The 26,998-nt window shown below is 48.1% G+C and carries 23 protein-coding genes and 1 tRNA gene; 4 read left to right on the forward strand and 20 right to left on the reverse strand.

Annotated elements, in window-relative coordinates:
- Nucleotides 1–7: 7 nt before the first annotated feature.
- The 11 genes from speD to ACSR9A_RS29120 all read right to left on the reverse strand — a co-directional run bounded on the left by speD (nucleotide 8) and on the right by ACSR9A_RS29120 (nucleotide 12,842).
- Complete coding sequence (speD, locus tag ACSR9A_RS29070) at nucleotides 8–406, reverse strand: adenosylmethionine decarboxylase (RefSeq protein WP_341281729.1); 399 nt, start codon at nucleotides 404–406, stop codon at nucleotides 8–10.
- Nucleotides 407–575: 169 nt separating this feature from the next.
- Nucleotides 576–800, reverse strand: a complete 225-nt coding sequence (locus ACSR9A_RS29075) for a DUF4309 domain-containing protein (protein WP_473761822.1) — start codon at nucleotides 798–800, stop codon at nucleotides 576–578.
- A 374-nt stretch (nucleotides 801–1,174) separates the two neighbouring features.
- Nucleotides 1,175–1,765, reverse strand: a complete 591-nt coding sequence (locus ACSR9A_RS29080; protein WP_341281727.1) for a non-ribosomal peptide synthetase module — start codon at nucleotides 1,763–1,765, stop codon at nucleotides 1,175–1,177.
- Nucleotides 1,766–2,040: 275 nt separating this feature from the next.
- Nucleotides 2,041–2,628 (reverse strand): ribosome biogenesis GTP-binding protein YihA/YsxC, encoded by a 588-nt coding sequence (yihA, locus tag ACSR9A_RS29085; protein WP_341281726.1) that lies wholly within the window; start codon nucleotides 2,626–2,628, stop codon nucleotides 2,041–2,043.
- Nucleotides 2,625–5,156 carry an endopeptidase La gene (gene lon / locus ACSR9A_RS29090; RefSeq protein ID WP_341281725.1) on the reverse strand — a complete coding sequence of 844 codons (2,532 nt, stop codon included), beginning with the start codon at nucleotides 5,154–5,156 and terminating at the stop codon, nucleotides 2,625–2,627. Before lon ends, yihA begins: the two co-directional genes overlap by 4 nt.
- A 37-nt stretch (nucleotides 5,157–5,193) precedes the next feature.
- On the reverse strand, nucleotides 5,194–6,897 hold the full coding sequence (gene lonB, locus ACSR9A_RS29095; RefSeq protein WP_473761825.1) for an ATP-dependent protease LonB: 1,704 nt from the start codon (nucleotides 6,895–6,897) through the stop codon (nucleotides 5,194–5,196).
- Nucleotides 6,898–7,167: 270 nt separating this feature from the next.
- Entirely contained in the window at nucleotides 7,168–8,280 is a 1,113-nt protein-coding gene (gene ispG / locus ACSR9A_RS29100) for a flavodoxin-dependent (E)-4-hydroxy-3-methylbut-2-enyl-diphosphate synthase (RefSeq protein ID WP_473761827.1), read from the reverse strand.
- Between the two features lie 94 nt (nucleotides 8,281–8,374).
- Nucleotides 8,375–9,631, reverse strand: coding sequence for an ATP-dependent protease ATP-binding subunit ClpX (gene clpX, locus ACSR9A_RS29105; RefSeq protein ID WP_046229405.1), 1,257 nt, complete (start codon nucleotides 9,629–9,631; stop codon nucleotides 8,375–8,377).
- Nucleotides 9,632–9,654: 23 nt separating this feature from the next.
- Nucleotides 9,655–10,239, reverse strand: coding sequence for an ATP-dependent Clp endopeptidase proteolytic subunit ClpP (clpP, locus tag ACSR9A_RS29110; RefSeq protein WP_056039867.1), 585 nt, complete (start codon nucleotides 10,237–10,239; stop codon nucleotides 9,655–9,657).
- 217 nt (nucleotides 10,240–10,456) lie between these two features.
- Complete coding sequence (gene tig / locus ACSR9A_RS29115) at nucleotides 10,457–11,764, reverse strand: trigger factor (protein WP_473761830.1); 1,308 nt, start codon at nucleotides 11,762–11,764, stop codon at nucleotides 10,457–10,459.
- Nucleotides 11,765–11,852: 88 nt separating this feature from the next.
- Entirely contained in the window at nucleotides 11,853–12,842 is a 990-nt protein-coding gene (locus ACSR9A_RS29120; RefSeq protein WP_473761832.1) for a hypothetical protein, read from the reverse strand.
- 211 nt (nucleotides 12,843–13,053) lie between these two features.
- On the opposite strand from ACSR9A_RS29120, the gene ACSR9A_RS29125 reads away from it, so the two are divergent.
- Nucleotides 13,054–13,127, forward strand: a tRNA-Arg gene (locus ACSR9A_RS29125).
- A gap of 263 nt (nucleotides 13,128–13,390) precedes the next feature.
- Here the strand turns inward: ACSR9A_RS29125 and ACSR9A_RS29130 are convergent.
- The 4 genes from ACSR9A_RS29130 to ACSR9A_RS29145 form a co-directional block, all read right to left on the reverse strand.
- Nucleotides 13,391–14,971 (reverse strand): trypsin-like peptidase domain-containing protein, encoded by a 1,581-nt coding sequence (locus ACSR9A_RS29130; protein WP_473761835.1) that lies wholly within the window; start codon nucleotides 14,969–14,971, stop codon nucleotides 13,391–13,393.
- A 214-nt stretch (nucleotides 14,972–15,185) separates the two neighbouring features.
- Nucleotides 15,186–16,445: a TraB/GumN family protein gene (locus tag ACSR9A_RS29135; RefSeq protein WP_473761837.1), complete on the reverse strand. Its 1,260-nt coding sequence runs from the start codon at nucleotides 16,443–16,445 to the stop codon at nucleotides 15,186–15,188.
- A 399-nt stretch (nucleotides 16,446–16,844) separates the two neighbouring features.
- Nucleotides 16,845–16,979, reverse strand: coding sequence for a hypothetical protein (locus ACSR9A_RS29140; protein WP_257790761.1), 135 nt, complete (start codon nucleotides 16,977–16,979; stop codon nucleotides 16,845–16,847).
- Nucleotides 16,957–17,343, reverse strand: a complete 387-nt coding sequence (locus ACSR9A_RS29145; RefSeq protein ID WP_473762373.1) for a hypothetical protein — start codon at nucleotides 17,341–17,343, stop codon at nucleotides 16,957–16,959. The genes ACSR9A_RS29140 and ACSR9A_RS29145 overlap by 23 nt, the downstream gene beginning before the upstream one ends.
- A gap of 159 nt (nucleotides 17,344–17,502) precedes the next feature.
- Between ACSR9A_RS29145 and asnB the strand changes: the two genes are divergently transcribed.
- Entirely contained in the window at nucleotides 17,503–19,350 is a 1,848-nt protein-coding gene (gene asnB / locus ACSR9A_RS29150) for an asparagine synthase (glutamine-hydrolyzing) (protein ID WP_473761840.1), read from the forward strand.
- A gap of 199 nt (nucleotides 19,351–19,549) precedes the next feature.
- On the opposite strand, the gene rdgB is transcribed toward asnB, so the two are convergent.
- The 3 genes from rdgB to ACSR9A_RS29165 form a co-directional block, all read right to left on the reverse strand.
- Nucleotides 19,550–20,185, reverse strand: a complete 636-nt coding sequence (gene rdgB, locus ACSR9A_RS29155) for an RdgB/HAM1 family non-canonical purine NTP pyrophosphatase (protein ID WP_473762374.1) — start codon at nucleotides 20,183–20,185, stop codon at nucleotides 19,550–19,552.
- Nucleotides 20,185–20,934: a ribonuclease PH gene (gene rph / locus ACSR9A_RS29160; protein ID WP_473761842.1), complete on the reverse strand. Its 750-nt coding sequence runs from the start codon at nucleotides 20,932–20,934 to the stop codon at nucleotides 20,185–20,187. Before rph ends, rdgB begins: the two co-directional genes overlap by 1 nt.
- 160 nt (nucleotides 20,935–21,094) lie before the next feature.
- Nucleotides 21,095–22,156 (reverse strand): GerMN domain-containing protein, encoded by a 1,062-nt coding sequence (locus ACSR9A_RS29165; RefSeq protein WP_473761845.1) that lies wholly within the window; start codon nucleotides 22,154–22,156, stop codon nucleotides 21,095–21,097.
- 139 nt (nucleotides 22,157–22,295) lie between these two features.
- On the opposite strand from ACSR9A_RS29165, the gene ACSR9A_RS29170 reads away from it, so the two are divergent.
- Together ACSR9A_RS29170 and ACSR9A_RS29175 are read left to right on the forward strand one after the other, a co-directional pair.
- On the forward strand, nucleotides 22,296–22,835 hold the full coding sequence (locus ACSR9A_RS29170; RefSeq protein ID WP_473761847.1) for a phosphatidylglycerophosphatase A family protein: 540 nt from the start codon (nucleotides 22,296–22,298) through the stop codon (nucleotides 22,833–22,835).
- Nucleotides 22,836–23,438: 603 nt separating this feature from the next.
- Nucleotides 23,439–25,265 (forward strand): APC family permease, encoded by a 1,827-nt coding sequence (locus ACSR9A_RS29175; protein WP_473761849.1) that lies wholly within the window; start codon nucleotides 23,439–23,441, stop codon nucleotides 25,263–25,265.
- Here ACSR9A_RS29175 and ACSR9A_RS29180 read toward each other — a convergent pair.
- Nucleotides 25,250–26,239 carry an MBL fold metallo-hydrolase gene (locus tag ACSR9A_RS29180; protein ID WP_473761851.1) on the reverse strand — a complete coding sequence of 330 codons (990 nt, stop codon included), beginning with the start codon at nucleotides 26,237–26,239 and terminating at the stop codon, nucleotides 25,250–25,252. The genes ACSR9A_RS29175 and ACSR9A_RS29180 overlap by 16 nt on opposite strands.
- Nucleotides 26,239–26,988, reverse strand: a complete 750-nt coding sequence (locus tag ACSR9A_RS29185; RefSeq protein WP_473761854.1) for a class I SAM-dependent methyltransferase — start codon at nucleotides 26,986–26,988, stop codon at nucleotides 26,239–26,241. Before ACSR9A_RS29185 ends, ACSR9A_RS29180 begins: the two co-directional genes overlap by 1 nt.
- Nucleotides 26,989–26,998: the final 10 nt, after the last annotated feature.

Raw genomic sequence — 26,998 nt, forward strand, 5'->3', positions numbered from 1 at the left:
GAGAGCTTTAAACGAGCTCGATTTGTTTCAATTTCGGTTCTTCAACTTGCAATTCGCCCATACCACGTATCAGCTTTTTCGCATGAGTTGTTGTTGGCTTCAGCACAGCAATCATATAATCGATAGCCACCTGTGGATCCACGGTTTCGCCGCAAGTATAACAATCAAGCGCGGCAAATCCTCTCTCAGGATACGTGTGAATAGAGAGGTGACTCTCTGACAGCAACACGAGTACGGTTGCTCCTTGAGGCTCAAATTGTTTGGATTGCACCGACATTACAGTAGCGCCACAGCTTTCAGCAGCCTCCACCATTTGGGCTTGCAAAAATTCAGCGTTGTTCAGTAGATCGAAATCTACTCCCCAAGTATCAACAGCAACGTGTCTTCCGAAAGTTGAGTATTCCATCTTCCGGTTCCCCCTTCCTAGGAATAAAATGTTTAAAAATTTCATCCGCTAGGACCTACGTCATTCACTTCCCGAGGGAATAATCTCTCGCAACATAACCATGTCCTGAGTGAATCCTGGTTCCTATTATTGTGTTAAACGATGTTTTCAACGAGATTAAAAATAACATCTATCCGAAAGAATTGCAACCTTTTTTTTCAGCCGGCCATATTATTTTTGGCATCCTGCGGACTGAATACGGAAATATGGTCGCGTAGGAACGCATATCGAACACCTTCATGCCCTTGTTGAAGCTGATCGTGACGCCCCGTTTTGTATACGCTGCATAAATTCCTTTTCCGGCAGCCTCGGTACTGTCAGCCTTGCCCCAATCCTGCTCAATCTCGTCAAACAACGCAATATGCGCCGCCTATTTCACCTCGGGAATTTTGCCTTCCTTCGCCAAAGCAACAAGCTGGCCTATGCTGAGCGTTTCACTAGCTTGGCCTGCATGTCCGCTCTGACCTGCTTGTCCATTAGCAGGCGAGCTTACTGGCGCTGTTTCCTGACCGTTAGCGGATGTTTCCTGCTTCTTTTACTTGTAAAAGATTGCTCTTCGTTATTATGGACTATTACTGTAAGCGAAATGTTGCAGTATGCAGATCATTCCAAAAATTACCATATTATAATTTTGCCTCAAAGCAGTTCTTCCTGAAAATAAAAAAAAGAAACCGCGGCTGCGATTCCTATAAGCTTATGTTTACTATCTGCTTGCCATGCATACTTTAATTACGCCTCAAGCATAAACAGCTTGTGCGTATGCATAGCCAAACGCTCATCAATAGCGGCGATTTCGGTCTGATTTTTTGTCTGATTCCGAAGATCAAGCAGCTCATTAATGGCATTATTAACCATCGAAATCTCGCGTTCAATCAAACGGCTGCGGAATACCCGCTCCAGTTGCCCGATCGTATCCTTATACTCGAACACAACACGTGCACCGCTCTTCGTTGTTTCAACGATTTTACGAACGGCTCCCTGTATATAGTGGTAGGTCATTGTATAATGGCTGTAAATGCGATTAACAACGGCGTCCCCATGGAATGCTGAAACAGCTTTGCGCATAGCATTGGTTAGCTTCTGGTGAACAAGGCGGCAGGTGAGCACACAAACGTAACGGTCTTGTTGACGCTCAAAGATCAGTCTGATCTCTTCCCTCCCTGCTACGTCTTCGAGAACCAGCTCCTGATTGCCGTTATCGAGCACCATCACTTGTAGGTGAAGCTGCTGATCATCAAAAAAACGGACAAATTGGGTCATCTCTTCATTCGTTAACTGCAGTTTGGCATTTACATACTCTGTGGCTAGCCGCTGAGCCATAAAAATCTCCTCAATTCTTTAAACTTGCAATTGGATGCTACAATCAATTCTATTCTTCTATACCCGCTTTACGCGAAACTGAAACGAATCCTTCCAATGACCATTCGCCCTTTCACGCTCGCTTACCTATATTATACGTGATTGCATCCAATTATTCCTGCCGCTCAGTGCCGAAATTCTCGCATATTTCAGAAAAAACGGGAAAATTATGCGAGGAGACCCACAAATCTTCCTGTATTCTCTTCTTTATGTGAAAAGTTGCCGTACTTGCTCGCTTATGTGGATATCGTCTCCGTAATAACGCTCCATAATTCATCGCGGCCTTGGCCAGTCTCCGAGGAATAGAGCACCACTTTATCACGAGGATCCGCTTGCAGCGTCGTCTTGATCATTTTAATATGCTTGTCCCATTTGCCTTTAGGAATTTTGTCCGCTTTCGTAGCCACAATGCAGGTCCGAATATTGTAATGCTTGAGCCAGTTGTACATAAGCTGATCATCCTTGGATGGCTCATGGCGAATGTCGATAATAAGCAATTGCAGCTTGAGCTCCTTGCGATCGCGAATGTATCTTTCAATCATTTGGCCAAAAGCTTCGCGCTGGGTTTTGGAAACCTTGGCATAGCCATAACCGGGGAAATCGACAAAATAAATGCTGTCATTGACGCGGTAATAGTTAAGCTGCTGGGTTTTACCAGGCTGCGAGCTTGTTCTTGCCAAGTTTTTACGCATAATCATTTTATTAATTAATGAGGACTTCCCGACATTCGAACGCCCTGCCAGAGCAATCTCTGGCAAGGCATCCTCCGGGTATTGATGCGGCTGAACCGCGCTTATAATAAAATCTGCTTGTGTAATCTTCATAATATAGGTGTTCCTGCTTTCTCTTCTGTCTTGGCCGGAAGCAGCGCATGCAGGAGGACTTCATCAATATGCCCGACCGGGACAAACGTTATTTCACTCCGCACACTGTCTGGAATGTCACGCAGATCGCGTTCATTGTCCTTCGGCAGCAATATTTTCTTAATGCCTGCACGGTGGGCAGCAAGCGATTTCTCCTTGAGTCCTCCGATTGGCAAGACGCGTCCTCGAAGCGTAATTTCCCCTGTCATCGCGACCTCTTTGGACACATAACGTCCAGTCAAAGCCGAAATAAGCGCAGTGGCAATCGTGATGCCCGCGGACGGACCATCCTTCGGAATCGCACCTTCCGGAATATGAATATGAATATCGTTTTTCTCATGGAACTGCGGGTCAATGCCAAGCTCCAGCGCCTTCGAACGCGTATAGCTGAACGCGGCCTGCGCCGATTCCTTCATGACATCACCGAGCTGCCCCGTGAGCGTCAGCTTTCCGCTGCCTGGCATAACGGTCACTTCAATAACGAGTGTATCGCCGCCGACCTCAGTCCAGGCTAAGCCTGTAACTGCACCGATCTGATTTTCGGCCTCAGCCATGCCGTAGCGGAACTTCGCAGGTCCCAGCCATTCCTTAAGCAGCTCCAGATCAACGTGTAGCGTCTTCACCTCGGCTGGCTGCTCTGTCTCTGCAAGTTGCTCAGACTGCAAGGCAGCCTCCTGCTGCTTCTCCAGACGCCCAGATATAGAGGCAGCTTCTCCGCCCTCGCCAAATGCAGCTTCCAGCACATTCAAAGCTGGCTCATCTTGAACAGCTGCTTCCTCTACCTTTATTGGAACCGTACCCGATGCAACAATTTGCTTGGCTGCCTTGCGGCAAATCGCAGCCATTTGCTGCTCCAAATTCCGCACGCCGGATTCGCGCGTGTAATCGCGTATAAGCTGAAGCAGCGTTTCCTCGCTCACCTGCAGCTGCTCATCTGTAAGGCCATGCTCCCGCTTCTGCTTCGGCAGCAAATAGCGCTGAGCGATTTTCAGCTTCTCAAGCTCGGTATAACCGGGAATGTACAGCACTTCCATCCGGTCCAGCAGCGGGCGCGGAATATTATGCATGGCATTCGCCGTCGTTACAAACATGACGCTCGACAGGTCGAATGGAACCTCAACAAAATGATCGCTAAACGTATTGTTTTGCTCCGGGTCCAGCACCTCAAGCAATGCAGAGGCTGGATCACCGCGGAAATCCATTGCCATCTTGTCGATTTCATCGAGCAGAAATACCGGGTTACTAGAACCCGCAGTCTTCATGCCTTGAATAATACGGCCTGGCATAGCACCCACGTATGTACGGCGATGCCCGCGAATTTCTGCTTCGTCCCGAACGCCGCCAAGCGATATGCGAACGAATTTGCGTCCCAGCGACTTCGCAATGGAGCGGGCGAGCGATGTTTTACCAACGCCTGGAGGGCCGACTAGGCAAAGAATCGGTCCTTTAAGCTTTTTCACCAGCTGCTGGACCGCAAGGTACTCAAGTACCCGCTCCTTTGGCTTTTCAAGTCCATAATGATCCTGGTTAAGAATGTCTTCCGCCTTGGACAGACTGAGATCGTCTTCAGTCTCCTTGCTCCATGGCAACGATAAGAGCCAATCAATATAATTGCGTATAACGCCGCCTTCAGCCGAGGTAGTCGGCATTTTTTCCAGACGGTCAATTTCCTTCTCAATCTTTTCTCTCACTTGGTCAGGCACGTCAGCCTGCTCCAGCTGGCTGCGCAGCTCCTCAACCTCGCCGGCGCGTCCTTCCTTCTCGCCAAGCTCCTTCTGGATCGCTTTCATCTGCTCACGCAAATAATATTCCTTCTGCGTTTTCTCCATCTGCTTCTTGACGCGCTGGCTGATTTTGCGCTCGAGCTCCAGCACTTCCCGCTCATTGTTCAAAATATCGAGCAGCCGCTCAAGCCGCTGCCGGACATCAATCGTCTCCAAAATATCTTGCTTGTCTTTAATTTTGAGAGATAGATGGCTCGTGATAACATCGGCCAAGCGGCCTGGTTCGTCAATATCCGAGACAGCCGCATGCGTCTCTGGCGTAATTTTTTTGGACAAGGACGTATAATGCTCAAATTGGCTGAGCACCGAGCGCATGAGCGCATCCACCTCAGGATCGGTCGTTTCCTCTTCCGGAAATTCCTTAACCATAACCTCATAAAATTCTTCAGTCGGCAAATAATCAATAATTTCCGCGCGCAGGACGCCTTCCACCAGCACGCGGATCGTTCCGTTAGGCAGCTTAAGCATTTGCCGTACCTTTGCAATCGTGCCGACTCTGTATATATCTTCCTCGGTCGGCTCCTCTATGTTCACTTCCGATTGCGAGCAAAGCAATATCATATGATCGTCAACCATCGCGCGTTCTAGCGCGCGAACCGATTTGTCCCTACCCACATCAAGGTGTAGCACCATGCTGGGATATACCAGTAGCCCCCTGAGCGGAAGCAAGGGCAGCCGACGGTTTTTCGTTTTTCCGGGTCCCACACCAGCACCTCCAAATGTTTAAGTCTCCCTTATTTTATCATTCTGCGGAATCAGCCTGCAAATAGGGAACAGCCGCCCCCATATACCGCTCGTTTGCAACGTGGTTTTCCACTTCGTTTACGACGGTATTTCCTAAAGGGAACACCAGATTAAATACTTCATCTACACGTTCCACAGGAATGACCTTCAAACCTTTTAAATCCGCAAAGATGGCCTGCCAGTTTTCACGCGGAATAATGACCGTGTCCGCCCCTGCCTGAAAAGCCGCCTCGACCTTCGCCAGCACGCCGCCAACAGGCTTGACGTCGCCATGGATGCCAACTTCTCCTGTCATCGCCAGCTTGTTGTCGATTGTCTCGTTTTTGATCGCTGAAGCGATTGCTGTCGCCATCGCAATTCCCGCAGACGGGCCATCGATCGGCGTTCCACCCGGGAAGTTGATATGCAGGTCATAATCCTGCGGATTGAGACCATATCGGCGCAGCATCGTCAGGACGTTTTCAACAGAGCCCTTCGCCATGCTTTTGCGGCGCAGCGTACGCGAGCCTCCGCCGAGCTCTTCCTCCTCGACTACTCCGGTAATCGTATATTGCCCTTTGCCACTGGCAGCCGGAATAGCACTGACCTCAACTTCGAGCAGCATGCCCATATTCGGGCCATAGACGGCAAGACCGTTGACGATGCCCACTTGCGGCGCTTCTGGCACCTTCCGTTCTGGACGCGGTGGAATTTGGCTGCTGTTCACAACCCATTCAACATCGGCAGCTGAAATGCGATCCCGTTTCTCGGATAAAGCAACACCTGCTGCCAGCTGAATGACATTTACCGCTTCACGGCCATTTGTCGCATATCGCTGCACAACCTCTACAGCTTCAGGGCAGGGGGAAAACCCAATTTTCCGAACCGCATTTTCGGCAATGGAAGCAATCTCACCTGCTAGCAGCGGACGAAAGAAAATTTCCATGCAGCGTGAGCGAATCGCGGGCGGCAGCTCCTGCGGCGAACGTGTCGTCGCACCGACAAGACGAAAATCGGCAGGCAGGCCATTTTGAAAAATATCATGGATGTACGAAGGAATATTAACGTCCTCAGAATTATAATAAGCACTCTCCAAATATACTTTGCGATCCTCGAGTACTTTTAACAGCTTATTCATTTGGACGGGATGCAATTCCCCGATTTCGTCAATGAACAAAATACCGCCATGCGCCTTCGTTACAGCGCCAGCCTTCGGCTGAGGGATACCAGCAACTCCCATCGCCCCCGCGCCTTGATAAATCGGATCGTGAACAGAACCAATCAAAGGATCAGCAATGCCGCGCTCATCAAATCTCGCGGTAGTCGCGTCAATTTCCGTAAACTTCGCTTCTGGCAAAAATGGCGAGGCTGCGTTTTTCTTCGCTTCCTCCAGCACGACGCGAGCGGCTGCTGTTTTGCCAACGCCCGGCGGGCCATAAATAATAACATGCTGCGGATTTGCGCTGCACAACGCAGCTTTAAGCGCACGCAGGCCATCTAGTTGGCCAACGATATCCTGCATCGCCTGTGGCCTTGTCTTCTCGGCCAGCGGCTTCGTCAGCGAGATGGAACGCAGCTTGCGCAGCTTATCCATTTCCTTGCGGGACTCCCGGTCAACCGCAGACCGATTCGTTTTTTGATTGCGCAGCAAATTCCAGAAGTACAAACCGATAACCACTGCAAAAAACACTTGAATCAGCATCAAAATAATACTTAAACTCATACGTTACCCGCTCCTCTCAAAGGCACACTATCCGGCAATAAAGTTCATAACTGGTAGTATTGCCTCATCAGGAGAAAAATAACCGTCGATATAAGCGTAAATGGCGTTGCCTTCCGTTGGCGGCAACGCCCGTTTCGCGGTGTAATTGAAGCTGATTTATAAAAAACTTATAAATGTAGAAATATAGAGAAAGGATGGAAACACCATATATTTTCCTATATTTTCAAAAAAACCGTGCCGTCGTTCACATGAACAACAGCACGGCCATGTTTATAAGGCAGGCGTATGATGCTTGCGGCCAGGAATTTCTCCTGTTTCTTCAAAAGCGTGTACGATAATATCAATTTCCTTCTTCAGCTCGCTGAGCAGCTCAGCTTCAGGAACTTTGCGAACCAGCTCTCCGTAACGGAACAGCATCCCTTCGCCTCTAGCTCCCGCAATACCGATATCTGCTTCACGTGCTTCTCCAGGACCGTTGACGGCACAGCCAAGCACCGACACCTTGATCGGCACCTTGATTTTCGAAATGTATTCCTCGACCTCATTGGCGATAGTGAACAAGTCAATATCAAGCCGGCCGCAAGTTGGACATGAGACGAGCGTTGCCGCATTCGTAATAAGTCCAAATGTTTTCAGCAGCTCCCGAGCTACCTTTACTTCTTCCACTGGATCAGCGCTTAAGCTAATACGCAGTGTATTACCAATGCCAAGCGTCAGCAGCGCACCAATGCCGGCAGCACTTTTGATCGTACCCGTATGCAGCGTGCCTGCTTCCGTAATGCCAAGGTGAAGCGGGTAACGGATCTTCTCCGCCGCCATTTTGTAAGCGGCAATAGCCATAGGAACGTCGGAAGCTTTGAGCGACACAATAATATCATGGAAATCTAGCTCCTCCAAAATACCAATGTGGAACAAAGCGCTCTCCACCATTGCCTCAGGCGTCGGATAGCCGTATTTCTCCAGCAAATGATTTTCCAAGGAGCCGGCATTTACACCGATGCGAATTGGAATACCTTTTTCCTTGCAAGCTTTAACGACCGCTTCGACACGCTCGCGGCGGCCAATATTGCCGGGATTGATTCTAACCTTGTCAATGCCGTTTTCAATTGCAGCAAGCGCGAGCCTATAATCAAAATGGATATCGGCAACAAGAGGAATATGAATCCGCTTCTTTATTTCCTTAATCGCTTCCGCCGCTTCCTTATTGTTGACGGTCACGCGAACGACCTGACAGCCCGCTTCCTCGAGCCGAAGTATTTCCGCAACAGTTGCCTCTACGTCTGCCGTTTTGGTCGTGCACATACTTTGAATGATGACTTCGTCGCTGCCGCCAATCGTCAAGTTACCGACTCTGACAGGCACCGTATCTTTACGTGTGTACATACAGTGATCTCTCCCATGAACGTCAAAGTCCACCCTCTTGATGCGAGCTATGAAGCCGCCCAGCGGGTGGAACAGTGACGGTGATGAATATTATTTAGGCGCTTTCTTCCTTCTTCTTGCCCTTCTTCGCTGTCAGTTCAGGCATAATTTTGTCCCGAACTGCCTGCTCCGTAACGAGGCAAGTGTTGACATCATCGCGCGACGGAATTTCATACATCACATCAAGCATAATGCCCTCAATAATAGCACGAAGGCCGCGGGCACCTGTATTGCGCTTGATTGCTTCCTTAGCAATTGCTTCCAGTGCGCCTTCTTCGAAGTCCAATTTTACATTGTCCATCTCCAGCAGCTTCTGGTATTGCTTAACGAGTGCGTTTTTCGGTTCGGACAAAATCCGTACCAATGCCGGCTCATCAAGCGGCTCCAAAGTCGAAATAACAGGAAGACGGCCGACAAACTCGGGGATAAGACCGAATTTGAGCAAATCCTCCGGCAAAACCATCGACAAGTATTCGCCCGCTTTCAAATCCTTCTGTACTTCGCCAGTAGAATTGAAGCCGATCACTTTTTTGCCGATACGACGTTTGATTAGCTGCTCCAGGCCATCGAAAGCACCACCGCAAATAAACAAAATGTTCGTCGTATCAATCTGGATGAACTCTTGATGTGGATGCTTGCGACCGCCTTGTGGCGGTACAGAGGCAACCGTACCCTCAAGAATTTTCAGCAAGGCTTGCTGCACGCCTTCACCCGATACATCGCGCGTAATTGAAGGGTTTTCGGATTTACGAGCCACCTTATCAATTTCGTCGATATAAATAATTCCGCGCTCTGCTTTCTCAACGTCATAATCTGCCGCCTGAATAAGCTTGAGCAAAATGTTCTCAACGTCCTCGCCCACATAACCCGCTTCAGTAAGCGAAGTTGCGTCAGCAATTGCGAAAGGAACGTTCAAAATTTTAGCCATCGTCTGCGCCAGCAGCGTTTTACCAGAGCCTGTAGGGCCAACAAGCAAAATGTTGCTCTTTTGCAGTTCAACGTCTTCGATTTTGCTTTGTGAATTTACGCGCTTGTAGTGATTGTAAACCGCAACTGCAAGCGACTTCTTAGCAAATTCCTGTCCAATAACATAGGAATCAAGAATACCGCGAATATCTTGCGGCTTCGGAATGTCTTTCAGGTCCAGCTCTTCTTCATGACCTAGCTCTTCCTCTACAATCTCCGTGCAGAGCTCGATACATTCATCGCATATATAGACGCCGGGACCGGCAACCAATTTACGCACTTGCTCCTGCGATTTGCCGCAGAATGAGCATTTCAACTGGCCCTTCTCATCGTTGAATTTAAACATGGAATCACCCCTTCTTCAAAATCTTATATCGGCGTGGTAATAACCTTGTCGATCAAGCCGTATTCAAGCGCTTCTTGTGCACTAAGGAAATAATCGCGATCTGTATCGCGGTCGATTTTATCATAGGGCTGGCCGGTACGCTCCACATAAATATTATTCAGCTTATGCTTGGTTTTAAGAATCCAGTCGGCATGGATTTTAATATCCGTTGCCTGACCTCTTACACCGCCGAGCGGCTGATGAATCATAACTTCACTGTTAGGCAGCGCGAAACGCTTGCCCTTGGCTCCCGCTGTCAGCAGAAGGGAACCCATGCTCGCAGCCATACCTACACAAATCGTAGACACGTCCGGCTTAATATATTGCATCGTATCAAAAATGCCCATGCCAGCCGTAACGGAACCGCCAGGGGAATTGATGTACAGATGGATGTCTTTCTCAGGATCGTCGGCCGTTAGAAAAAGCAGCTGTGCAATGATGGAGTTTGCAACATCGTCATCAATCGCACTTCCGAGAAATATAATTCTGTCCTTGAGCAAACGCGAGTAAATATCGTAAGACCTCTCCCCGCGATTCGTTTGTTCGACTACGATAGGTACCAGATTCATCCGACCAACCTCTTTTCGTTTATGGCTTAATTTCCAACTTTATTGTAACACGCCAAAAGCTCACTGTCATTTTTCACTACTACCTTATGCGAACGGCGATGCTTGATATGTACGGAGAACTGCCCCGCGCTTAAATGTACCATTATGTAGTTTGAAAATAAGGCACGTGGGTAGACGTGCCTTATTCTCAGGTTAATGCTTATATTCAGTTGATTGATTAAGCTTCTTGGACTGCTTCAACGATCTTGCTGTTGTCATTCAAAAGCTTGATTGTTTTACGCAGTTGAACATCTTGCTTCAGGCTGTCGATGTTGCCGTTTTTCGTGAACAGTTCACGAAGCTCTTCAACTGGACGGTTGTAAGAAGTCGACAGTGTTTCAAGCTCAGCTGTCAAATCCTCGTCTGTAATCTCGATGCCCTCTGCTTTAGCAATCGCTTCAAGAACCAGGTTGTTGCGAACGCGTTTAGCTGCATCGCCTGCCATTTGCTCACGAAGCACGGACTCGTCTTGGCCAGAGAACTGGTAGTACAGGTCCAGCGTCATGCCTTGCATGCGAAGACGGTTTTCGAAATCGCGAAGCATGAAATCCACTTCAGTATCAACCATCGGCTGAGGAATTTCCACTTGCGAAGCTTCGCTTGCTTTTTCAACGATTTGAACTTCAAGCGCTTGCTCTGCATCTTTAGCTTTCTTTTCTTTCAGCTTGCCAGCAAGATCTTGCTTGTACTCTTCAAGCGTATCAAATTCGCTGACATCTTTAGCGAACTCATCGTCAAGAGCAGGCAGGCTTTTGCGTTTGATTTCGTGCAGCTTCACTTTGAAAATCGCTTGCTTACCAGCAAGGTTTTCAGCGTGGTAGGTTTCCGGGAACGTTACTTCAACATCTTTGAAGTCACCGATTTGCATACCAACTACTTGATCTTCAAAGCCTGGAATGAAGGAATTCGAGCCCAGCTCCAGCGAATAACCTTCGCTTTTACCGCCTTCGAACTGTTCTCCATCTACATAACCGTCAAAATCAATGACAGTTGTATCGCCGTTCTCAGCTGAACCTTCATCAAGAACAGTCAGCTCAGCATGGCGTTGTTGTAGGCGCTCCAGTTCAGCAGTGATTTCTTCTTCGCTAACTTCTGTGCTTGCAGCTGTAACTTCAAGGCCTTTGTACTCGCCAAGCTCTACTTCTGGCTTAACGATAACTTTAGCTTTGAATTTGAACGTTTGGCCTTTGCCAAATTGCTCAACATCGATTTCAGGACGGTCAACCGGCTGAAGATCGTTTTCTTCGATTGCGTTTGTGTAAGCTTCAGGCAGCAAAATGTCGATTGCATCCTGATACAGGCTCTCTACGCCAAAGCGCGATTCGAACATGCCCCGTGGAACTTTACCTTTACGGAATCCAGGAACGTTAACCTTTTGAACGACTTTCTTAAACGCCTCATCCAGTGCTACTGCTACTTTCTCAGCACCAACCTCAACATCAATAGAGATGAGGTTCTTGTCTATTTTTTCCCAAGTTGCTTTCATTTTATGCTTTCCCCTCCAAAAATACGCATACATCCGTAGATTTCACGTTTCATAAACCATTCTATTATAATAGTATTGAGCTTTTTAATCAAGGCTCTGGATCTTCATCCCCTGGTTGCTGTACAACGGCCACCTGACGAAGCGTCCGGCAGGCCTGTTCGTAACGGAATCTAAGTGCTTCTGTAATGCCGTATGTATCTCGAATATCATCATCATTGACGGTGCCGTATACGGTAATTAACAAAGTCTGGTGCAGCGCTCCTGCGTAGCAATCCACCGTCTCCTCATCATCCCGCAGCATCCATGTGTAAGCGGTCGTGCCGTATAAAAATTGCAGACTGTCTTTCCAAAGCTCTCTCGCAAAATGTGGAAGCGATGGATCATCCGCCTCCGTAATGCTCTCCACACGCTCCAAAATGCGGTTGACGGGCTGTGGAAAATCATCCATTGCAAGCGGCGTCGCGTCAATCTCCAGCTCTGCCTGCTCGCCTAGCCGCTCCATAACGAGCCGTCCGGTCGCTCCTCGCTTGCGCAAGCATTGCAGCGCCTTGAACTGCACGATAGGATGAACGTCTGATGCTGTGGTGAGCCACTGTGAAATGATATCATCCACCTCGGTTGCCCGAATGAATACCGCCCGTTCCAGCGCTAAAATCTGCTGATCAATCATCGGGTGATGCTTCATAATGTAGAGCACCTGTTTCACATAACCTTCATCCTGCTCAGCAGGATTGAGCAGATCTTCACGTATCGCTTGCTCATCGGCTTCCTGCTCTGCTGGATTTAAAGCCTCCTCTTCACCAGGAACGCGATATTCCGGAAAAGCCATATCGAGCCAGGAAAGCAAGCTTTCCCATTCCTCATAGTGGCGCTCGTCCTCGCCTTTGCAGGAAAGCAGGAACTGCAGCAGCCGCTTGGCTTCACCATATTGCTCGGCTTCAAGCATCCGGGTCAATTGAATTTGATACTGATCCAACATTCGCGGGAACAAATACACGTTTTTTCCTGTGCCTTCATTATGCGAGTCATTGGGAGTTGTAATGGTACCACCACCTTGTCGGTCAAACTCCAGCTTCATCTGTCCATTGCTTGCGATAGATTATACCACGGAAGCGAGCAATATAAAAATATACGTTTATCCGACAGCATAATTATAAAAAAAGCTTGCCCTGCACATTGAAAATGTGTATATTAATTCATGTGGCTTTTTTACCCAAGTATTTTCAAGCAGAAACATAAAATTGCCTATTGCGTAAATACAGGCTGCCATGCTATACTCATTCTTACGTGTCCCAGTAGCTCAGCTGGATAGAGCAACGCCCTTCTAAGGCGTCGGTCGGGAGTTCGAATCTCTCCTGGGACGTTCCCTAAACAAATAAGTATTATTTTAATAAATCAGAAAATCCCCGCAAACGCTGGTACACCAGTGTTTGCGGGGATTTTGCATTTCGAATTTTTTCGAAAATACAGATCAATTATAACTGTTATCCTATAGCAATCGCGTTTCTTGCTAACTTTTATAAAATTTGGTGGTATGTATCAATTACCATATATAGAAAAAATAAAAAAGCCCGGGAACAAACTGTTTTTCAACAGTTTATCTTCCCAGGCTTTTATTCCAGTCCATTAAATCTGGATCGTTATAAGATCATCATCCGTATAAGGGTCTAATGTGTAATACATTTCCCGCTCATTGTAATCCACAATAGCAATCATGAAATTATTAAAGACCCGATAGCCCGACCCTTCACGTTCAATAGCTTCAGCCGGGTAAGCACTAGGGTAGGTCTTCGAATAAGTATCAAGATATAATCCAAAAAAGGAATTGGCGACATCTAAGTTATCATACAAATCCTCAGCTATATATTGCACAATGTACGGGAGAGACGTATCATCCTTCTTCTGAAGCTTCATCAGGCTCGAATAGGACGCCGTATCAGTTATGGCCCCGCCAATTAAGATATTTTTCTTATCTGAGGAAAGCGTAGTGAACCATTCAAATTCCAGCTCCAAGCCTTCGTAGGTAAAGTAGCCATACTCCTCATTTAAATATTCCTCTATTTCGTCCGCTTTGGCAGCTAGCGTAGTATTCCCAGACGTTGATTCTCCTGGCGCAGCCGCAGTATAAGATTTAGATTGCTGAGGCTTTTTCAAAAAAGTGCTCACATCTGTAGAAGGAATAGCTAGATTGATGGCTGCAGAGCTTTCTACAAGCGCAGTTGTAATGCCTACCAGCTCGCCTTTCAAGTTAAACAAGGCTCCACCGCTGCTCCCATGATCGATAGGCGTAGAAATTTGGATATAATTTTGGCCGTCAACCGTTCTGTTCTTCGTACTAACAACGCCTGAAGTAAGCGAGTTGGTGAAGCCAAGCGGGGACCCGATTGCCACGACAGATTCGCCCAATTTCAGCTTGGAGGAATCCCCAATCGTAACGGTTGGCAAGTTCAAATTAGACGAATCTATTTTGATCAAAGCCAGATCTCTATCCTTATCGGCATTTAAAACAGTGCTGGATACATATTTCACTTCATCACTTGTATAAATAACCGCTTTATGAGCGCCTTCAATAACATGATAATTGGTTATAATTTCGCCCTTTGATCCGACAATAACGCCGCTTCCGCTTGCGATTGCTTTATTATTTTGATCAACTACCTCAATATACACAACCCGATCGGACAGCTCGCCTATTTGTTCAATCGTCATATCTTGCGTTTTAGCAGGATCAGTTGGAGTTGGAGTAGGTGCCGGCGTAGTTGTCGGAGCAGGAGTTTCCGTCGTTGTACTACCAGCATTCAAATATATTTTTTTGCTTTTCACTTCAATGCCATAGCCTAACGTTTCACTTACAAAACGAAGCGGCACATATGTTACACCCGATATCGCCTTAGGAGCTACATTTAATTTAAAGGATGCCCCATTAGAATAAGCTACTGGATTATTAATCGTTAAAATAATTTCTGTATTATCTTTTTTCGCATTAATCGTTTTCGTCTTGCCATTGTAGCTAATGGTTGCCCCTAATGCTTCAAACAAATTGCGGAAGGGCACAAGTGTAGTGCCTTCACTAACAAATGGAGAATTACTGAATGACAGCTCTGTACCATCCAAATATACTTTCCATTTCCCTTCTGCTGCATAACTTGTTGCAGCACTTGGAATAAATAACGAAATCATAAGGATAAAAAATACTATTTTCTTCAATGCAAACATCCCTTCAGTTTATATGCTTCCTGCTTATTGAAGTATATTACAACAATGCCACGCAAGTAAAAGATTATTTTAAAAAAATAAAGAAATTTTACGAATTATAGCATTCATTATTCACTTACAAAAAGAAAAGACACCACTTCTTCCCCAATTAACGGGAGAAATGGTGTCTTTAATTCCTAAATCATTCGATTATAGCAACGATTTACTACTGTCTTTCAACGGTAAAGCCATCTTTCTCAAGCAGCGTCACGATACCGTCAGGACCCAACATATGCAATGCACCTACTACTACAAAATAAGTCGATTTATCAGTGCCGTTCAAAAATCCTTTTACTTGATCCGTCATGCCAACATTGCGGTCTTTAATCAAAGCATTGTAATATTCAGGCTCTTTTTCAACTTCTGCTGTCAATGCAACGAGTACATCGTCGCTGCCACTTACCCACATATCGGTTAAAGCATCGATGCCTGTAGGCTCCGAAGTTGCTGGCTGGCTTACTGCATCAAGAGTTTGAACCAATTGCTTCTCCTGCAATTCTTTTGAAAAACCCTCAAACATGGACAGTTGACCCTCTGCTGTCTCAAGAGAAATGACAGGAACATTCGCTTTATTCGCTTTTTCTGTGAAATAAAGATCTATGCCATTGCTAGTATTGTAACCAGTACCCTGCATACCCATCGCAGTAATGGTTTGTGTTACGATCCATGGCTTATAAGGATCAAAGGTATTTTCCGGCAATTTATTCGCTTTCAACAGAGCTGTAATTTTTGCATAGGTCTCCGCCGAGATATGATCCTTGAGCGTCGTACCATCCGAGTAAGTACCCAGTTTGTTTGCATAAGCCTGCAAGGCTGCAGGATCAAGCTTTGTCAAGTCAACCTCTACCGCCAGATGCTGTGCTGTTTTGAATGCCTCTTCAATTTCCGGACGAAGCGGATACATGCTGTCTTTCGCCACATGAATCGAGCCAAGCAGGTAAACTGCATTTCCATTTTTTTCTACTTTCCATAGGAAGCCTTTGCTGCCTTCGGCATTAACCTTAACCGTAAAGGTAATCGTGCGAAGCGCTTTGCTCCAGTCTACTTGATAGCCAGTTGCCTCGCCAATGAAGCGAAGCGGAATGTACGTTACGTTTTTGATTGTTTTTGGAGCTACTTCAAGCTGTTTTTTCTCGCCGTTGACCGTAGCCGTTTTGTTGCCAATTTGCAGCGACAGATCTACGCCTTCTTTGGTAGCGGTTACCGTTTGCGTGCTTTTGTTCCACACAACCTTCGCATCAAGCTCTTCCAAAATCGGACGCATTGGCACGAGCGTGCTGCCCTTCTCAATAACAGGCTCAAAATTGTCAAACTTGACTTCGCTGCCATTAATAACGACGCTTATTGGCTTCTCAGCCGCATGTACAGGAGTGAATAGGGAAAAAGCTACAAATAATGACATGAGTAAAGCACTAATTTTTTTCATTTGGACTCCTTATAAATCAGTAGTAGTAGAGAAGAATGCTGCTTGCTCGTTTTAAAAACTCCCCCCTCCATATTCTACAAACGAACTGCAGCAAAGCTGCCACGACCGTGCGCTTTGCTGCATGGATATATGCAATCATTCAATCTCTCTTGGTAAGTTTACCCTCTACACCCACAGGTTTCAATACCTGTCCACTCCTCTTGTTAATCAATTCCATATTTGAGCAAATGATAGTACAAGATCTACTTAATCAAATAAAAAGCGAATGCTTACCGCATTTTAAGCGCCTTATCGGTTCGCGTATTGACGAATCTGTAAGGCGACGCAGTAAAGCATTCGCTATTTAGATTATAAAAAGTAGTCGCATGTAGTCTTTAGCCAGCTAACGTCAAAAATAGCTTATCTTTGATTGCCGCGACGTTTGCCGGTCGGGTTATTTTGCGCATCATGCTTGGGATTTTTATCGACAACCTGCTCGGCAAACTTCGGGTTCACGTCAAATTTTAGGCTTTTATCCTTGGGTGATTGACTCATCTTCTGCTCCCCCTCCCATCGTGGCCTCGTGAAGCGGCAGCCCCATCTGCTCAACATGGTGTTTCGTTGATTCTGTGCCATATTCATGCAGCAGCCGATAAATTTGAACGATTAACGAATCGTACCCGTAGTTCATTTCTTCATCACTGGCTGGGCTGAACGGCGTTTTGGCAAAATGGAACGTCTGCAATTCATCCATGCTCGAAAGCTCCTCAAACAGCTCCTGCAAGCGGATAAACTCCCGTTCGTTTGCCATAATCTCCAGCTCATAGGCTGCAGCGCCTTGATCCTCAAGAATTTGCCCAGCCTGGACGGATACATAATATTTTCGGCGGGTTTGATCCAATTCATCGCCTTGTCTCATTTGCAAGCTGACACTCCCTTCCGAATTTATGCCGTAAACACAGCTGCTTGCCGCGCCGCCATCCCTAGCTTCCCCTGATGGACAGACATTTTATGCCTTTTTTCAGCATATGACTATTATTATCGCGACTGGAGTCCTGCAAAGAGAGGGATGAGGGCAATGTGTGGAATAACCGGCTGGATTGATTGGACGCGCGATCTGACCCAAGACAGCAGCATTTTGGAAAAAATGACAAAAACACTTGAGCTTCGCGGCCCTGACGCCTCTGGCACATGGATATCAGCGCATTGTGCGCTTGGACACCGGCGGCTCAGCGTTATCGATCCGGAAAATGGTGCCCAGCCGATGATTCGGCGCACCGAAGATGATGATTTATTTGTCATCGTCTATAATGGCGAGTTATACAACGCAGGAGAGCTGCGCAAGGAATTGGAGGCCGCTGGAAGTAAATTTACAACGACATGCGATACAGAGGTGCTGCTCCATGCTTTTATGGAATGGGGCAAAGCTTGCGTAGAACGCTTTAATGGCATCTTCGCCTTTGCGATATGGAATGTGGAGGAGCAGGAGCTTTTTTTGGCCCGTGACAGACTTGGCGTCAAACCCTTGTTCATCAGTCAGGCAAACGGACTATTTTTGTTCGGATCAGAACCAAAGGCGATTTTGGCCCATCCTGACGTGCTGCCAGAGGTTGGCGCAGAAGGGCTTGCCGAGCTGTTTATACTTGGCCCTGCGAGAACCCCCGGTCAAGGCGTCTATAAGCATATTACCGAGCTGCTGCCAGCAGAGTGCATGACGGTGTCTCAAGCGGGGATCCGACGAACAAAATATTGGAGCCTCGAAAGCTCGCCCCATACGGAAAATGTACAAGAAACGGCCGAGCATGTCCGCGACCTGCTTCGTGATACGACCGAGCGCCAGCTCGTGTCGGATGTCCCGGTGTGCACCCTGCTGTCTGGCGGACTGGATTCCAGCGCCTTGACGACGCTTGCGGTGCAATATTATGAGCAGACCGGACAAGGAAACGTCCATACGTTTTCCGTTGATTATGCGGATAATGCCAAGCATTTTAAGGCTCATGCCTTTCAGCCGAACAGCGATGCCCCATGGATCGAGCGGATGACCACCTACCTTGATACCATCCATCACCCGGTGCAGTTTGATACGCCGGAGCTGGTAGCCGCTTTGCGCGATGCCACCTTCGCCCGTGACCTGCCAGGCATGGCGGACGTCGATGCTTCGCTGCTATTGTTTTGCCGTGAAATCAAAAAAGAAGCGACCGTCGCCATTTCTGGTGAAGCGGCCGATGAAATTTTTGGCGGCTATCCATGGTTCCACCGCGAGGATGCGCTGAATGCGTCCACCTTTCCATGGTCGCTCGCCTCTGATATGCGCGCGAGTCTGCTCGCTCCGGATGTAGAAAAATGGATTAAGCCGCTTGATTATATCGGCGACCGCTATGCCCAAGCGGTTGCAGAAGTGCCGCATCTGGACGGCGAAAGCGCAGCTGTGCGAAAAATGAGGCAAATGTCATACCTCAACATTACCCGCTTCATGCCAACGCTGCTGGACCGGAAGGACCGTATGAGCATGGCTGCGGGACTTGAAGTGCGCGTCCCATTTTGCGACCACCGGCTCGTGCAGTATGTATGGAATATTCCATGGGATATAAAAACATCCGGTGACCGCGAAAAAGGCATTTTACGCAAGGCGCTCCGCGGCGTATTGCCAGACGACGTGCTGACACGCAAAAAAAGCCCCTATCCGAAGACGCATAATCCGAATTATTTGGCCGCTGTCAAAGGGCTGCTGCTTGACGTATTAAACGATTCCTCTTCCCCGCTGCTGCCGCTCATTGATGTTAAAAAAGTGCGCGAGCTCGCCGAGTCCGCTGACGCCAGCTCCAATATTCCCTGGTTCGGCCAATTAATGTCCGGCCCTCAGCTGTTCGCCTATTTGTATCAAACGAATCTGTGGCTGAAGCAGTATGGCATTACCATTAAGTAATCACAATACGAGGTTGAATCAAAATAACGCCTTATCGCCGTCATTTCCTAAAGGCTTTTAAAGTCTGTCAGGAAAAAGCAAGCCGAATAGTTAAATATAAAAAAAGCCTTCGAATCCAGATTACACCTTGGATACGAAGGCTTTATTGTTACTGCGCTGAAAGCTGATCTACATTTGGATAAACCCTATGCACTCTAAATTATACCAGCTTCGGCAAAAGCTCCTTCAGCGCATTTCCGCGATGGCTGATCTGCTGCTTCTCTTCCTTGGACAGCTCCGCCATGCCGCGAGCAAGCGTTGGCAGCCAGAACAGCGGGTCATAGCCGAAGCCGCCAGCACCGCGCGGCTTATCCATAATAAAACCGTCAACCGTTCCTTCGGCTTCCATAAACTCGCCTGTCGCTGGATCATACAGCGACAGCACACATACAAATTGGGCACGGCTCAGCAGCCTTGTGCCATCCTCCAGCGCCTCAGCTGCTTCTGGCTGCGCCAAACGGTTCAGCTCAGCAAGCAGCTTTGCATTATTGGAGCTGTCCGTAGCCCCTTCGCCAGAATATCTGGCTGAATATACACCAGGAGCACCGGCAAGCGCCGCTACGCTCAAGCCGGAATCATCGGCGAGCACCGGCACCTGAAACGCATCGCCAGCCGCCTTCGCTTTAATTCGCGCATTTGCCGCGAAGGTATCCCCATCCTCCACAATATCCGCAAAATCCGGATATTCATTCAGGCTGACTACACGCTTGCCAAGCTTGGCGAAGGCATGGGCAAATTCCTTGACCTTGCCCTCATTTTTCGTAGCAATCAGAATGATCTCGCTGCTCAGCTCCATCATTTCTCTGCTCCTCCTCCGATCAGCCCCGCTGCTTCCCCAAGCACCTCGCGCTGCTTAGCAATCAGCTCAGCAATGCCGCCTTCTGCCAGCTCTAGAAGCTCACTCAGCTCCTTGCGTGAAAATGGCGCATCCTCCCCTGTACCTTGAAGCTCCACAAATTGGCCGCTTCCCGTCATCACGACGTTCATGTCCACCTTCGCCTTGGAGTCCTCGTCATAAGCAAGGTCAAGCATCGACTGATCCTGAATAACGCCAACGCTCACAGAAGCCAAATAATCCGTTATCGGATATTTTGTAAACGTTATGTTCGTGGATAATTTATTTACTGCCAAACAAAGCGCGAGAAAAGCGCCCGTGATCGAGGTCGTGCGCGTACCTCCATCTGCTTGAATAACGTCGCAATCCAGCGTAATCGTTCGTTCCCCCAGCGCCTGCAAATCCACGACAGATCGCAAAGCTCTGCCAATGAGACGTTGGATTTCCATTGTACGGCCTGTCAGCTTTCCTTTAGCCGATTCCCGATGATTGCGCGAATGGGTTGCTCTGGGCAGCATCGAATATTCCGCCGTAATCCAGCCTTTTCCCTGATTTTTCATAAAAGGAGGCACACGCTCCTCCACACTTGCTGTACAAATAACTTTCGTTTCTCCGACCTCAATCAGGACGGAGCCTTCCGCATATTTATTTACGCCGGCCGTAATTGTAACCGGTCGCAGCTCATTTGTTTGACGTCCATCTGTTCTCATCGTCATGCAGCCCCCTAGCTATGTTTCAACACAATACTACCCATTTTACCAAAGTAAAACTAGAAAAGCATCCGAAACCGCAAAAAGAGGGCGCATATACGCCCTCTCCTTGCCCTGAAGCCATCACATCAGGCTCCATCCCATTGCCTATATTATACTTTTATGACTTCATTGCATTCACATGATGCGGTCTGCCGACTGGCTCGCTGTAAGAAGTATTTTGATCATCCACAACGTTCGCCTCGCCGTTCAACCGGATTTGAACTTTGGCTGCCCCTGTATTCTCCGTCACAGATAGTACAACAGCCTGCAGCATTTCAGCTGGGGCATTTTGGCCGCTCTCATATGCGGTATCTTGAAGATCCACCATTACGGTATCATCCTTTTGCTCTATGCTTGTAACCTGAATGTCATTCGTCATCACACCATTCAACTGTTTGCGGTTAAGCGGACCGGCTATCAGCTCCTCCACCGCTGCTTTCACCGTCGATTCGGGCCTTGCAATCAGCCTTGTAACGGGTACATAATATTGCTCTTCGTTGGACGTTTGTGAGGAGAAATACAGCGTCACTGGTGTTGAATAGGCCGAGCTGACGCCATCCGCTGTTTCCAGATTAATGCCGACTGAGCGAGTAAGCGGACGGTCCAGCGGGAAACCATCAACCGGCATTTCGCTCAGCTTGCTTCCCTCGTACCAGAGCTCCACCTTTTCAATTCCTGTCATCGCCGTCAGCGTCCACGTGATCGCTTCAACGATCTCCCGCTCTTTCGTTGCCGTATAATCTGCAAAAGGAGCGGAAAACTCTACTGTCGCCAGCTTCAACTGCGGATCAACATGGTAGGACTTAATTTGAGTACCCTGTGGAATCACCGCCTGAAAATCTTCCGGCAACTGGCTCGCATAAGCGCCGCCATCGACCATCATTTCCAGCGCCTTCTGCCCGGCTGCTTCTTTGCCGCCAAGCGTCGTAAGCAGCGAGATTGGTGCAAGATACCCGTTTTTGTCCTCCAAGTAGACGGTCAATTGCGTTTCTTCCCCTTGCGGCTTTACGCTGCTTGTCTGTCCTGTATTCGTACCGTCAATAACGTTGGTTGATTCCGTCTGAGGCGGGTCAATCTCCTTGCTTGTCTCTGTTGAAAAAAGCCCGCACCCTGCGGTCAGCAGAGGCACAACCATAACACCGCTTATCGCGGCAAGGCGAATCCATTTCGTTTGAACCATTTTATTTTTTCCTCCTCTAGTGATTTTTGCCGCATGCGGCTTTGTACAACTCTCATTTTGTAGTAATATGTATACGAGCCCTTCCCCGTTTTAGACCAGTTTTGTCCACAAAATTACATCCAATAAGGGGGACACCAAGATGACGACACCACAACCATACAGCTTGAACAGCCGCAAGGTTGCCGAGGCGACGGAGGAGTGGCTTGTTAAGCGCGGCATTACGAAGATCGCCGTGGCCCAGCTCGTGCATTTTTTGCAAAAGGATTATTTTCCTGAGCTAACGATCGATGAATGCATCGTAAATGTTGACGCCGTTCTATCCAAGCGCGAGGTACAAAATGCAGTGCTCACTGGCATCCAGCTCGATATGCTGGCCGAGGAAGGCAAGCTGCTGCCGCCGCTTCAGGAAATGATCAAAAACGATGAAGGACTGTACGGCTGCGATGAAATTCTCGCCCTGTCCATCGTCAATGTATATGGAAGTATCGGCTTCACAAACTTCGGCTATATTGACAAGCTGAAGCCCGGCATTTTGAAAAAGCTTAACGATAAATCGAGCGGTGAAGTCCACACCTTCCTCGATGATATTATCGGTGCCATTGCAGCCTCAGCCGCAAGCCGCATTGCCCATCGTAAGCAAGCGGAGCGTGAAGGAGCAACTAATCCCCCGCTCGATTAAAGTCGGATATTTAACGAACAGGCGCCGCGTCTTACCCAAGACACGGCGCCTATTTTATGACTAGCGACTAGCCCGTTAAAGGGCAGATGTACCCTTTAGAAACACCTCATATCCCCCTTCTGCCTTCAACCACCCAGCATTCTCTTTTCAGCTTTACAAGCTTAGCCATGAAATAATGTCCGCTATATTTTTTACTTTACGCTGTTACCCCCTTAGCTCAGAATCTGGGCTTGCCTATGCATATTAACTTTTCTGAGCTGAGGGGATAACCCCTCAAAGCAAATAAAAGAGCAACCATACAGGATGATTTCAAATCATGATTTTTGAAAATAAGGCAATAATCATTCCTACCGCAAGCTACACCTCGCGCCGCTAAACAGCAATTGATTGTAATCGCTTACACGGTCAAAAGGGAACCTTTCCGCCTCTTTTCAGCTGAAAACGAGATTTTACAAACAGCATGCTGGAGGACTATGATCATGCGGAGAGATTATGCAGCTTTTTTTTCCATGGTGAAATAACTTATAACAGGAGATAGTAGCAATAACGTGCTCTGCAAAAATGCTTTTTACTTTTACGACTAACAGCTGGCGGTGACCTAAAATGATGACTTTTTTAAAACGGCTTTTAATCGGACGGCCGCTCAAATCCAATGAATTGGGCGATCAGAAGCTGAACAAGCTGAAGGCGCTGGCTATCCTTTCATCGGATGCTCTATCCTCCGTTGCCTATGGACCCGAACAAATTTTAATTGTGTTAATAACGGTAAGCGCTGCTGCGTTCTGGTATTCCATCCCCATTGCCGCATTCGTGCTCATTTTGCTGCTGGCGCTCATCCTGTCTTATCGGCAAATTATTTTTGCCTATCCGCAGGGCGGGGGCGCGTATGTCGTTTCCAAAGAAAATCTCGGCATTTTCCCTGGATTAATTTCAGGCGGCTCCTTGCTAGTAGACTACATATTGACGGTAGCCGTCAGCGTCTCCGCTGGAACCGATGCGATCACATCGGCATTTCCCAGCCTCCATGAGCATAATGTGTTGATTGCTGTTATTTTCGTCATTTTAATTACGATATTGAATTTGCGGGGCGTAACCGAGTCGGCATCCATTCTCGCTTATCCGGTGTATTTGTTCGTCCTTGCGCTGTTTATTTTAATTGGGGCAGGTATTTACAACATTGTAACCGGCCACGTGCCGCCTGAGCTGCATACGCCGATTGGCACGCCAGTTGCAGGCATTAGCTTGTTCCTGCTGCTGCGTGCCTTTGCTTCTGGCAGCTCCGCTCTCACAGGAGTAGAGGCCATTTCCAATGCGATACCAAACTTTCGCGACCCGGCTCCCCGCAATGCTGCAAAGACGCTGGCATCGATGGGCATTTTGCTGGCTATTCTCTTCTCTGGCATTGTGTTTCTGGCCTATTTTTATGGCATTAAACCGGCAGCAGAAGTTACGGTTGTTTCGCAAATTGCTGAGCATACTTTTGGTCGGCATTTTATGTATTTTTTCATTCAGGGCACAACGGCGCTGATTTTGATTTTGGCAGCCAACACTGGCTATTCGGCCTTCCCGCTGCTTGCGGTGAATTTGGCTAAAGACAAGTTTATTCCGCGTATGTTTACGGTCAGGGGCGATCGCCTTGGCTATTCCAACGGCATTATCAGCCTTGGCGTGCTGTCCATCCTATTGATTATTGCTTTTGGCGGTCAGACCGAGCATTTGATTCCGCTTTATGCAGTCGGTGTGTTCATTCCATTTACCCTGTCCCAGACGGGAATGATCGTAAAATGGGCACGCCAGAAGCCGAAGGGCTGGGTCGTGAAGCTGCTTATTAATTCGGCAGGAGCGCTCATTAGCCTAATCGTCACGATGATGTTCTTTTTGACCAAGTTCGCTCAGGTATGGCCTGTGCTCGTGTTTCTGCCGATTATTATTTATGTGTTTCATCGTATTAAAAAGCATTACAACGCTGTCGGCGAGCAACTGCGGCTCACAACCTGCGAGCCTGCCATGGCTATTGAAGGCAATGTATTGATATTGCCTGTGGCCGGCATGACGCATGTTGTTGATAATTCCATTGCCTATGCGAAGTCATTGTCAGTGAATCAAATTATCGCGGTGTATGTGCCGTTTGAGCGAGAGGAAGGCGAGGCGTTCGAGGAAAAATGGAAGGAGTGGCAGCCGGACATACGGCTCGTTGTGCTGCATTCGCCTTATCGTTCTGTCATGCAGCCGCTGCTGAAATTTATTGATACGGTGGAGCGCAAGGCAAGCCAGTCGAGCTACCGCGTGACGGTTATTATTCCGCAATTTATCCCGAAACGCGGCTGGCATAATATTTTACACAACCAAACGAGCTTTATGATTCGCGCCCTGCTGCTGCACCGCAAAAACGTCGTTGTAACGACCGTTCCCTATCATTTAAAAAAATAAATAACGCCCGCACGCTCCGTTCGCGATATCTTGCCTGACAGCTCCAGCTCATACAAATGGGCAAGCGTCTCGGCCATTGCAAAACGGTGCTGATGCGGGCTTTGTTGTACCCGTGCACCGAAAGATCGTTCACATACCTCAAAGCCTGTGAGCGGCTCCTGCAGCATCATGCGCATTTGCTCCAGCCGCTGCACATGATGCTGCTTGATTTCGGCGATCCGGCTGGCAAACGTAGTAAATGAATCATAATGACCTGGAAAAGCGCGCTTCACCTCGAATTCGCTTAAGCGATCCAGACTTGCCAGAAAATCGCCAAGCGGATTTATCTCCTCACCTGGCATGATGCTAATATTGGGGGTAATGCGCGGCAGAACCTGATCGCCGCATATCATCCATTGTTTATTTGCTTCATAAAAGCAGAGCTGGCCATAGGCATGTCCTGGCGCATCTAGCAGCTCCCACTGCGAACCGCCAAGCTCAAGCGTCTCTCCAGCCTCAATATAAATGATTTGCTCTTGCTGCGGCTGAGGCGAAACTTTTTCATGAAAGCTGCTAAAGTTGCTGCTAATTTCATCTATATCGTGCTGCGGCATGCCATGCAGCGCAAATAAATCAGCAAACTCCTCTGTCATCGTGCTGCCCTCTCCCCATAACCGTTTGGCATAGTTATGGGCGCGCCTTGACATCAATACTGGCGCGCCGCTTAGCTCGGCAAAATAGCCCGCCAAACCGTAATGATCGGGATGCTGATGCGTGAGGATGATGCGCGAAATTTGCTCTGGCGCAAACGAATGGTCCGCAAACACCTCTCCCCAGGCCGCAAGCGTCTCCTCCGTTCGAAGACCAGGATCGATAAGCGTATAACCCCCCGCAGGCTCAGTAAATACGTAGCTGTTTACCGTTTTTAGTGCAAAGGGCAGCGGAAGCTTTACTTGCAGCAGTCCATGCTCCCATTGCACCGCTTGAGCCGCCATTACGCAAGAGCCCTTCCGAGCATAATGAGGCGCGGCGAATTCAGCTCATCAAAGGCTGAGCCATCGACATTGCCGAATGTTTTCTCCAGCACAAGGCCTGCCTCGGCGAAAGCCCGCTCAAACCACGTGAGCGAATATAAGCGAACCTGCTCATCATAATGGCGATTATCCGCCTCATTGCTGCTTACAGCAATTTCGATATGCTTTTTAACCCAACCATCCTCAATTTTACGCTGCTCGCGAATGACCCAGCCTGTTTCTGCATCTTTGCGCTCCGATGCCGGAACGAGATTACGCTCGACATAAGCCGGATTCAGAAAATCAATTAGAAATGGCGCGTTTGGCTTCAGCATGCGGCGAATTTCCCGCAGTACCTGTACGTTCTCTTTTTCATCTGCAAAATAGCCAAACGACGTAAATAAATTAACTGTCCCCTCAAACGTCCCCGATTCGAAAGGGAGCTGGCGCATGTCGCCCTGCACCCAGGTTACGCGCTGCAACGCATCATGCTTCCTTGCTTCGCTAAGCAGCGGCTCTGACAAATCCATCCCTGTGACCTCGTAGCCGAAATCCGCCAGTGCCAAAGCATGACGACCCATGCCGCAGCCAATATCCAGCACCTTTGCTGTAGCTGGCAACTGGAGCCACTGCGCCATCAGTTGTACTTCCTTGTAGGCATTATCCCAATCCCGATGCTTATAAACAACCATATAATCGTTTCCGAAACTCTGCTCAAACCAGTTGGACATATGTATTCTC

This window comes from Paenibacillus sp. R-74696, from assembly GCF_055814915.1.

Excerpts from the sequence above, each read along its gene's own strand:
- speD (WP_341281729.1), bottom strand. The coding sequence starts at position 406 with ATGGAATACTCAACTTTCGGAAGACACGTTGCTGTTGATACTTGGGGA.
- ACSR9A_RS29080 (WP_341281727.1), bottom strand. The coding sequence starts at position 1,765 with ATGGCTCAGCGGCTAGCCACAGAGTATGTAAATGCCAAACTGCAGTTA.
- yihA (WP_341281726.1), bottom strand. The coding sequence starts at position 2,628 with ATGAAGATTACACAAGCAGATTTTATTATAAGCGCGGTTCAGCCGCAT.
- lonB (WP_473761825.1), bottom strand. The coding sequence starts at position 6,897 with ATGAGTTTAAGTATTATTTTGATGCTGATTCAAGTGTTTTTTGCAGTG.
- ispG (WP_473761827.1), bottom strand. The coding sequence starts at position 8,280 with ATGTACACACGTAAAGATACGGTGCCTGTCAGAGTCGGTAACTTGACG.
- clpX (WP_046229405.1), bottom strand. The coding sequence starts at position 9,631 with ATGTTTAAATTCAACGATGAGAAGGGCCAGTTGAAATGCTCATTCTGC.
- clpP (WP_056039867.1), bottom strand. The coding sequence starts at position 10,239 with ATGAATCTGGTACCTATCGTAGTCGAACAAACGAATCGCGGGGAGAGG.
- tig (WP_473761830.1), bottom strand. The coding sequence starts at position 11,764 with ATGAAAGCAACTTGGGAAAAAATAGACAAGAACCTCATCTCTATTGAT.
- ACSR9A_RS29120 (WP_473761832.1), bottom strand. The coding sequence starts at position 12,842 with ATGAAGCTGGAGTTTGACCGACAAGGTGGTGGTACCATTACAACTCCC.
- ACSR9A_RS29135 (WP_473761837.1), bottom strand. The coding sequence starts at position 16,445 with ATGAAAAAAATTAGTGCTTTACTCATGTCATTATTTGTAGCTTTTTCC.
- ACSR9A_RS29140 (WP_257790761.1), bottom strand. The coding sequence starts at position 16,979 with ATGAGTCAATCACCCAAGGATAAAAGCCTAAAATTTGACGTGAACCCG.
- ACSR9A_RS29145 (WP_473762373.1), bottom strand. The coding sequence starts at position 17,343 with ATGAGACAAGGCGATGAATTGGATCAAACCCGCCGAAAATATTATGTA.
- asnB (WP_473761840.1), top strand. The coding sequence starts at position 17,503 with ATGTGTGGAATAACCGGCTGGATTGATTGGACGCGCGATCTGACCCAA.
- rdgB (WP_473762374.1), bottom strand. The coding sequence starts at position 20,185 with ATGGAGCTGAGCAGCGAGATCATTCTGATTGCTACGAAAAATGAGGGC.
- rph (WP_473761842.1), bottom strand. The coding sequence starts at position 20,934 with ATGAGAACAGATGGACGTCAAACAAATGAGCTGCGACCGGTTACAATT.
- ACSR9A_RS29165 (WP_473761845.1), bottom strand. The coding sequence starts at position 22,156 with ATGGTTCAAACGAAATGGATTCGCCTTGCCGCGATAAGCGGTGTTATG.
- ACSR9A_RS29170 (WP_473761847.1), top strand. The coding sequence starts at position 22,296 with ATGACGACACCACAACCATACAGCTTGAACAGCCGCAAGGTTGCCGAG.
- ACSR9A_RS29175 (WP_473761849.1), top strand. The coding sequence starts at position 23,439 with ATGATGACTTTTTTAAAACGGCTTTTAATCGGACGGCCGCTCAAATCC.
- ACSR9A_RS29180 (WP_473761851.1), bottom strand. The coding sequence starts at position 26,239 with ATGGCGGCTCAAGCGGTGCAATGGGAGCATGGACTGCTGCAAGTAAAG.
- ACSR9A_RS29185 (WP_473761854.1), bottom strand. The coding sequence starts at position 26,988 with ATGTCCAACTGGTTTGAGCAGAGTTTCGGAAACGATTATATGGTTGTT.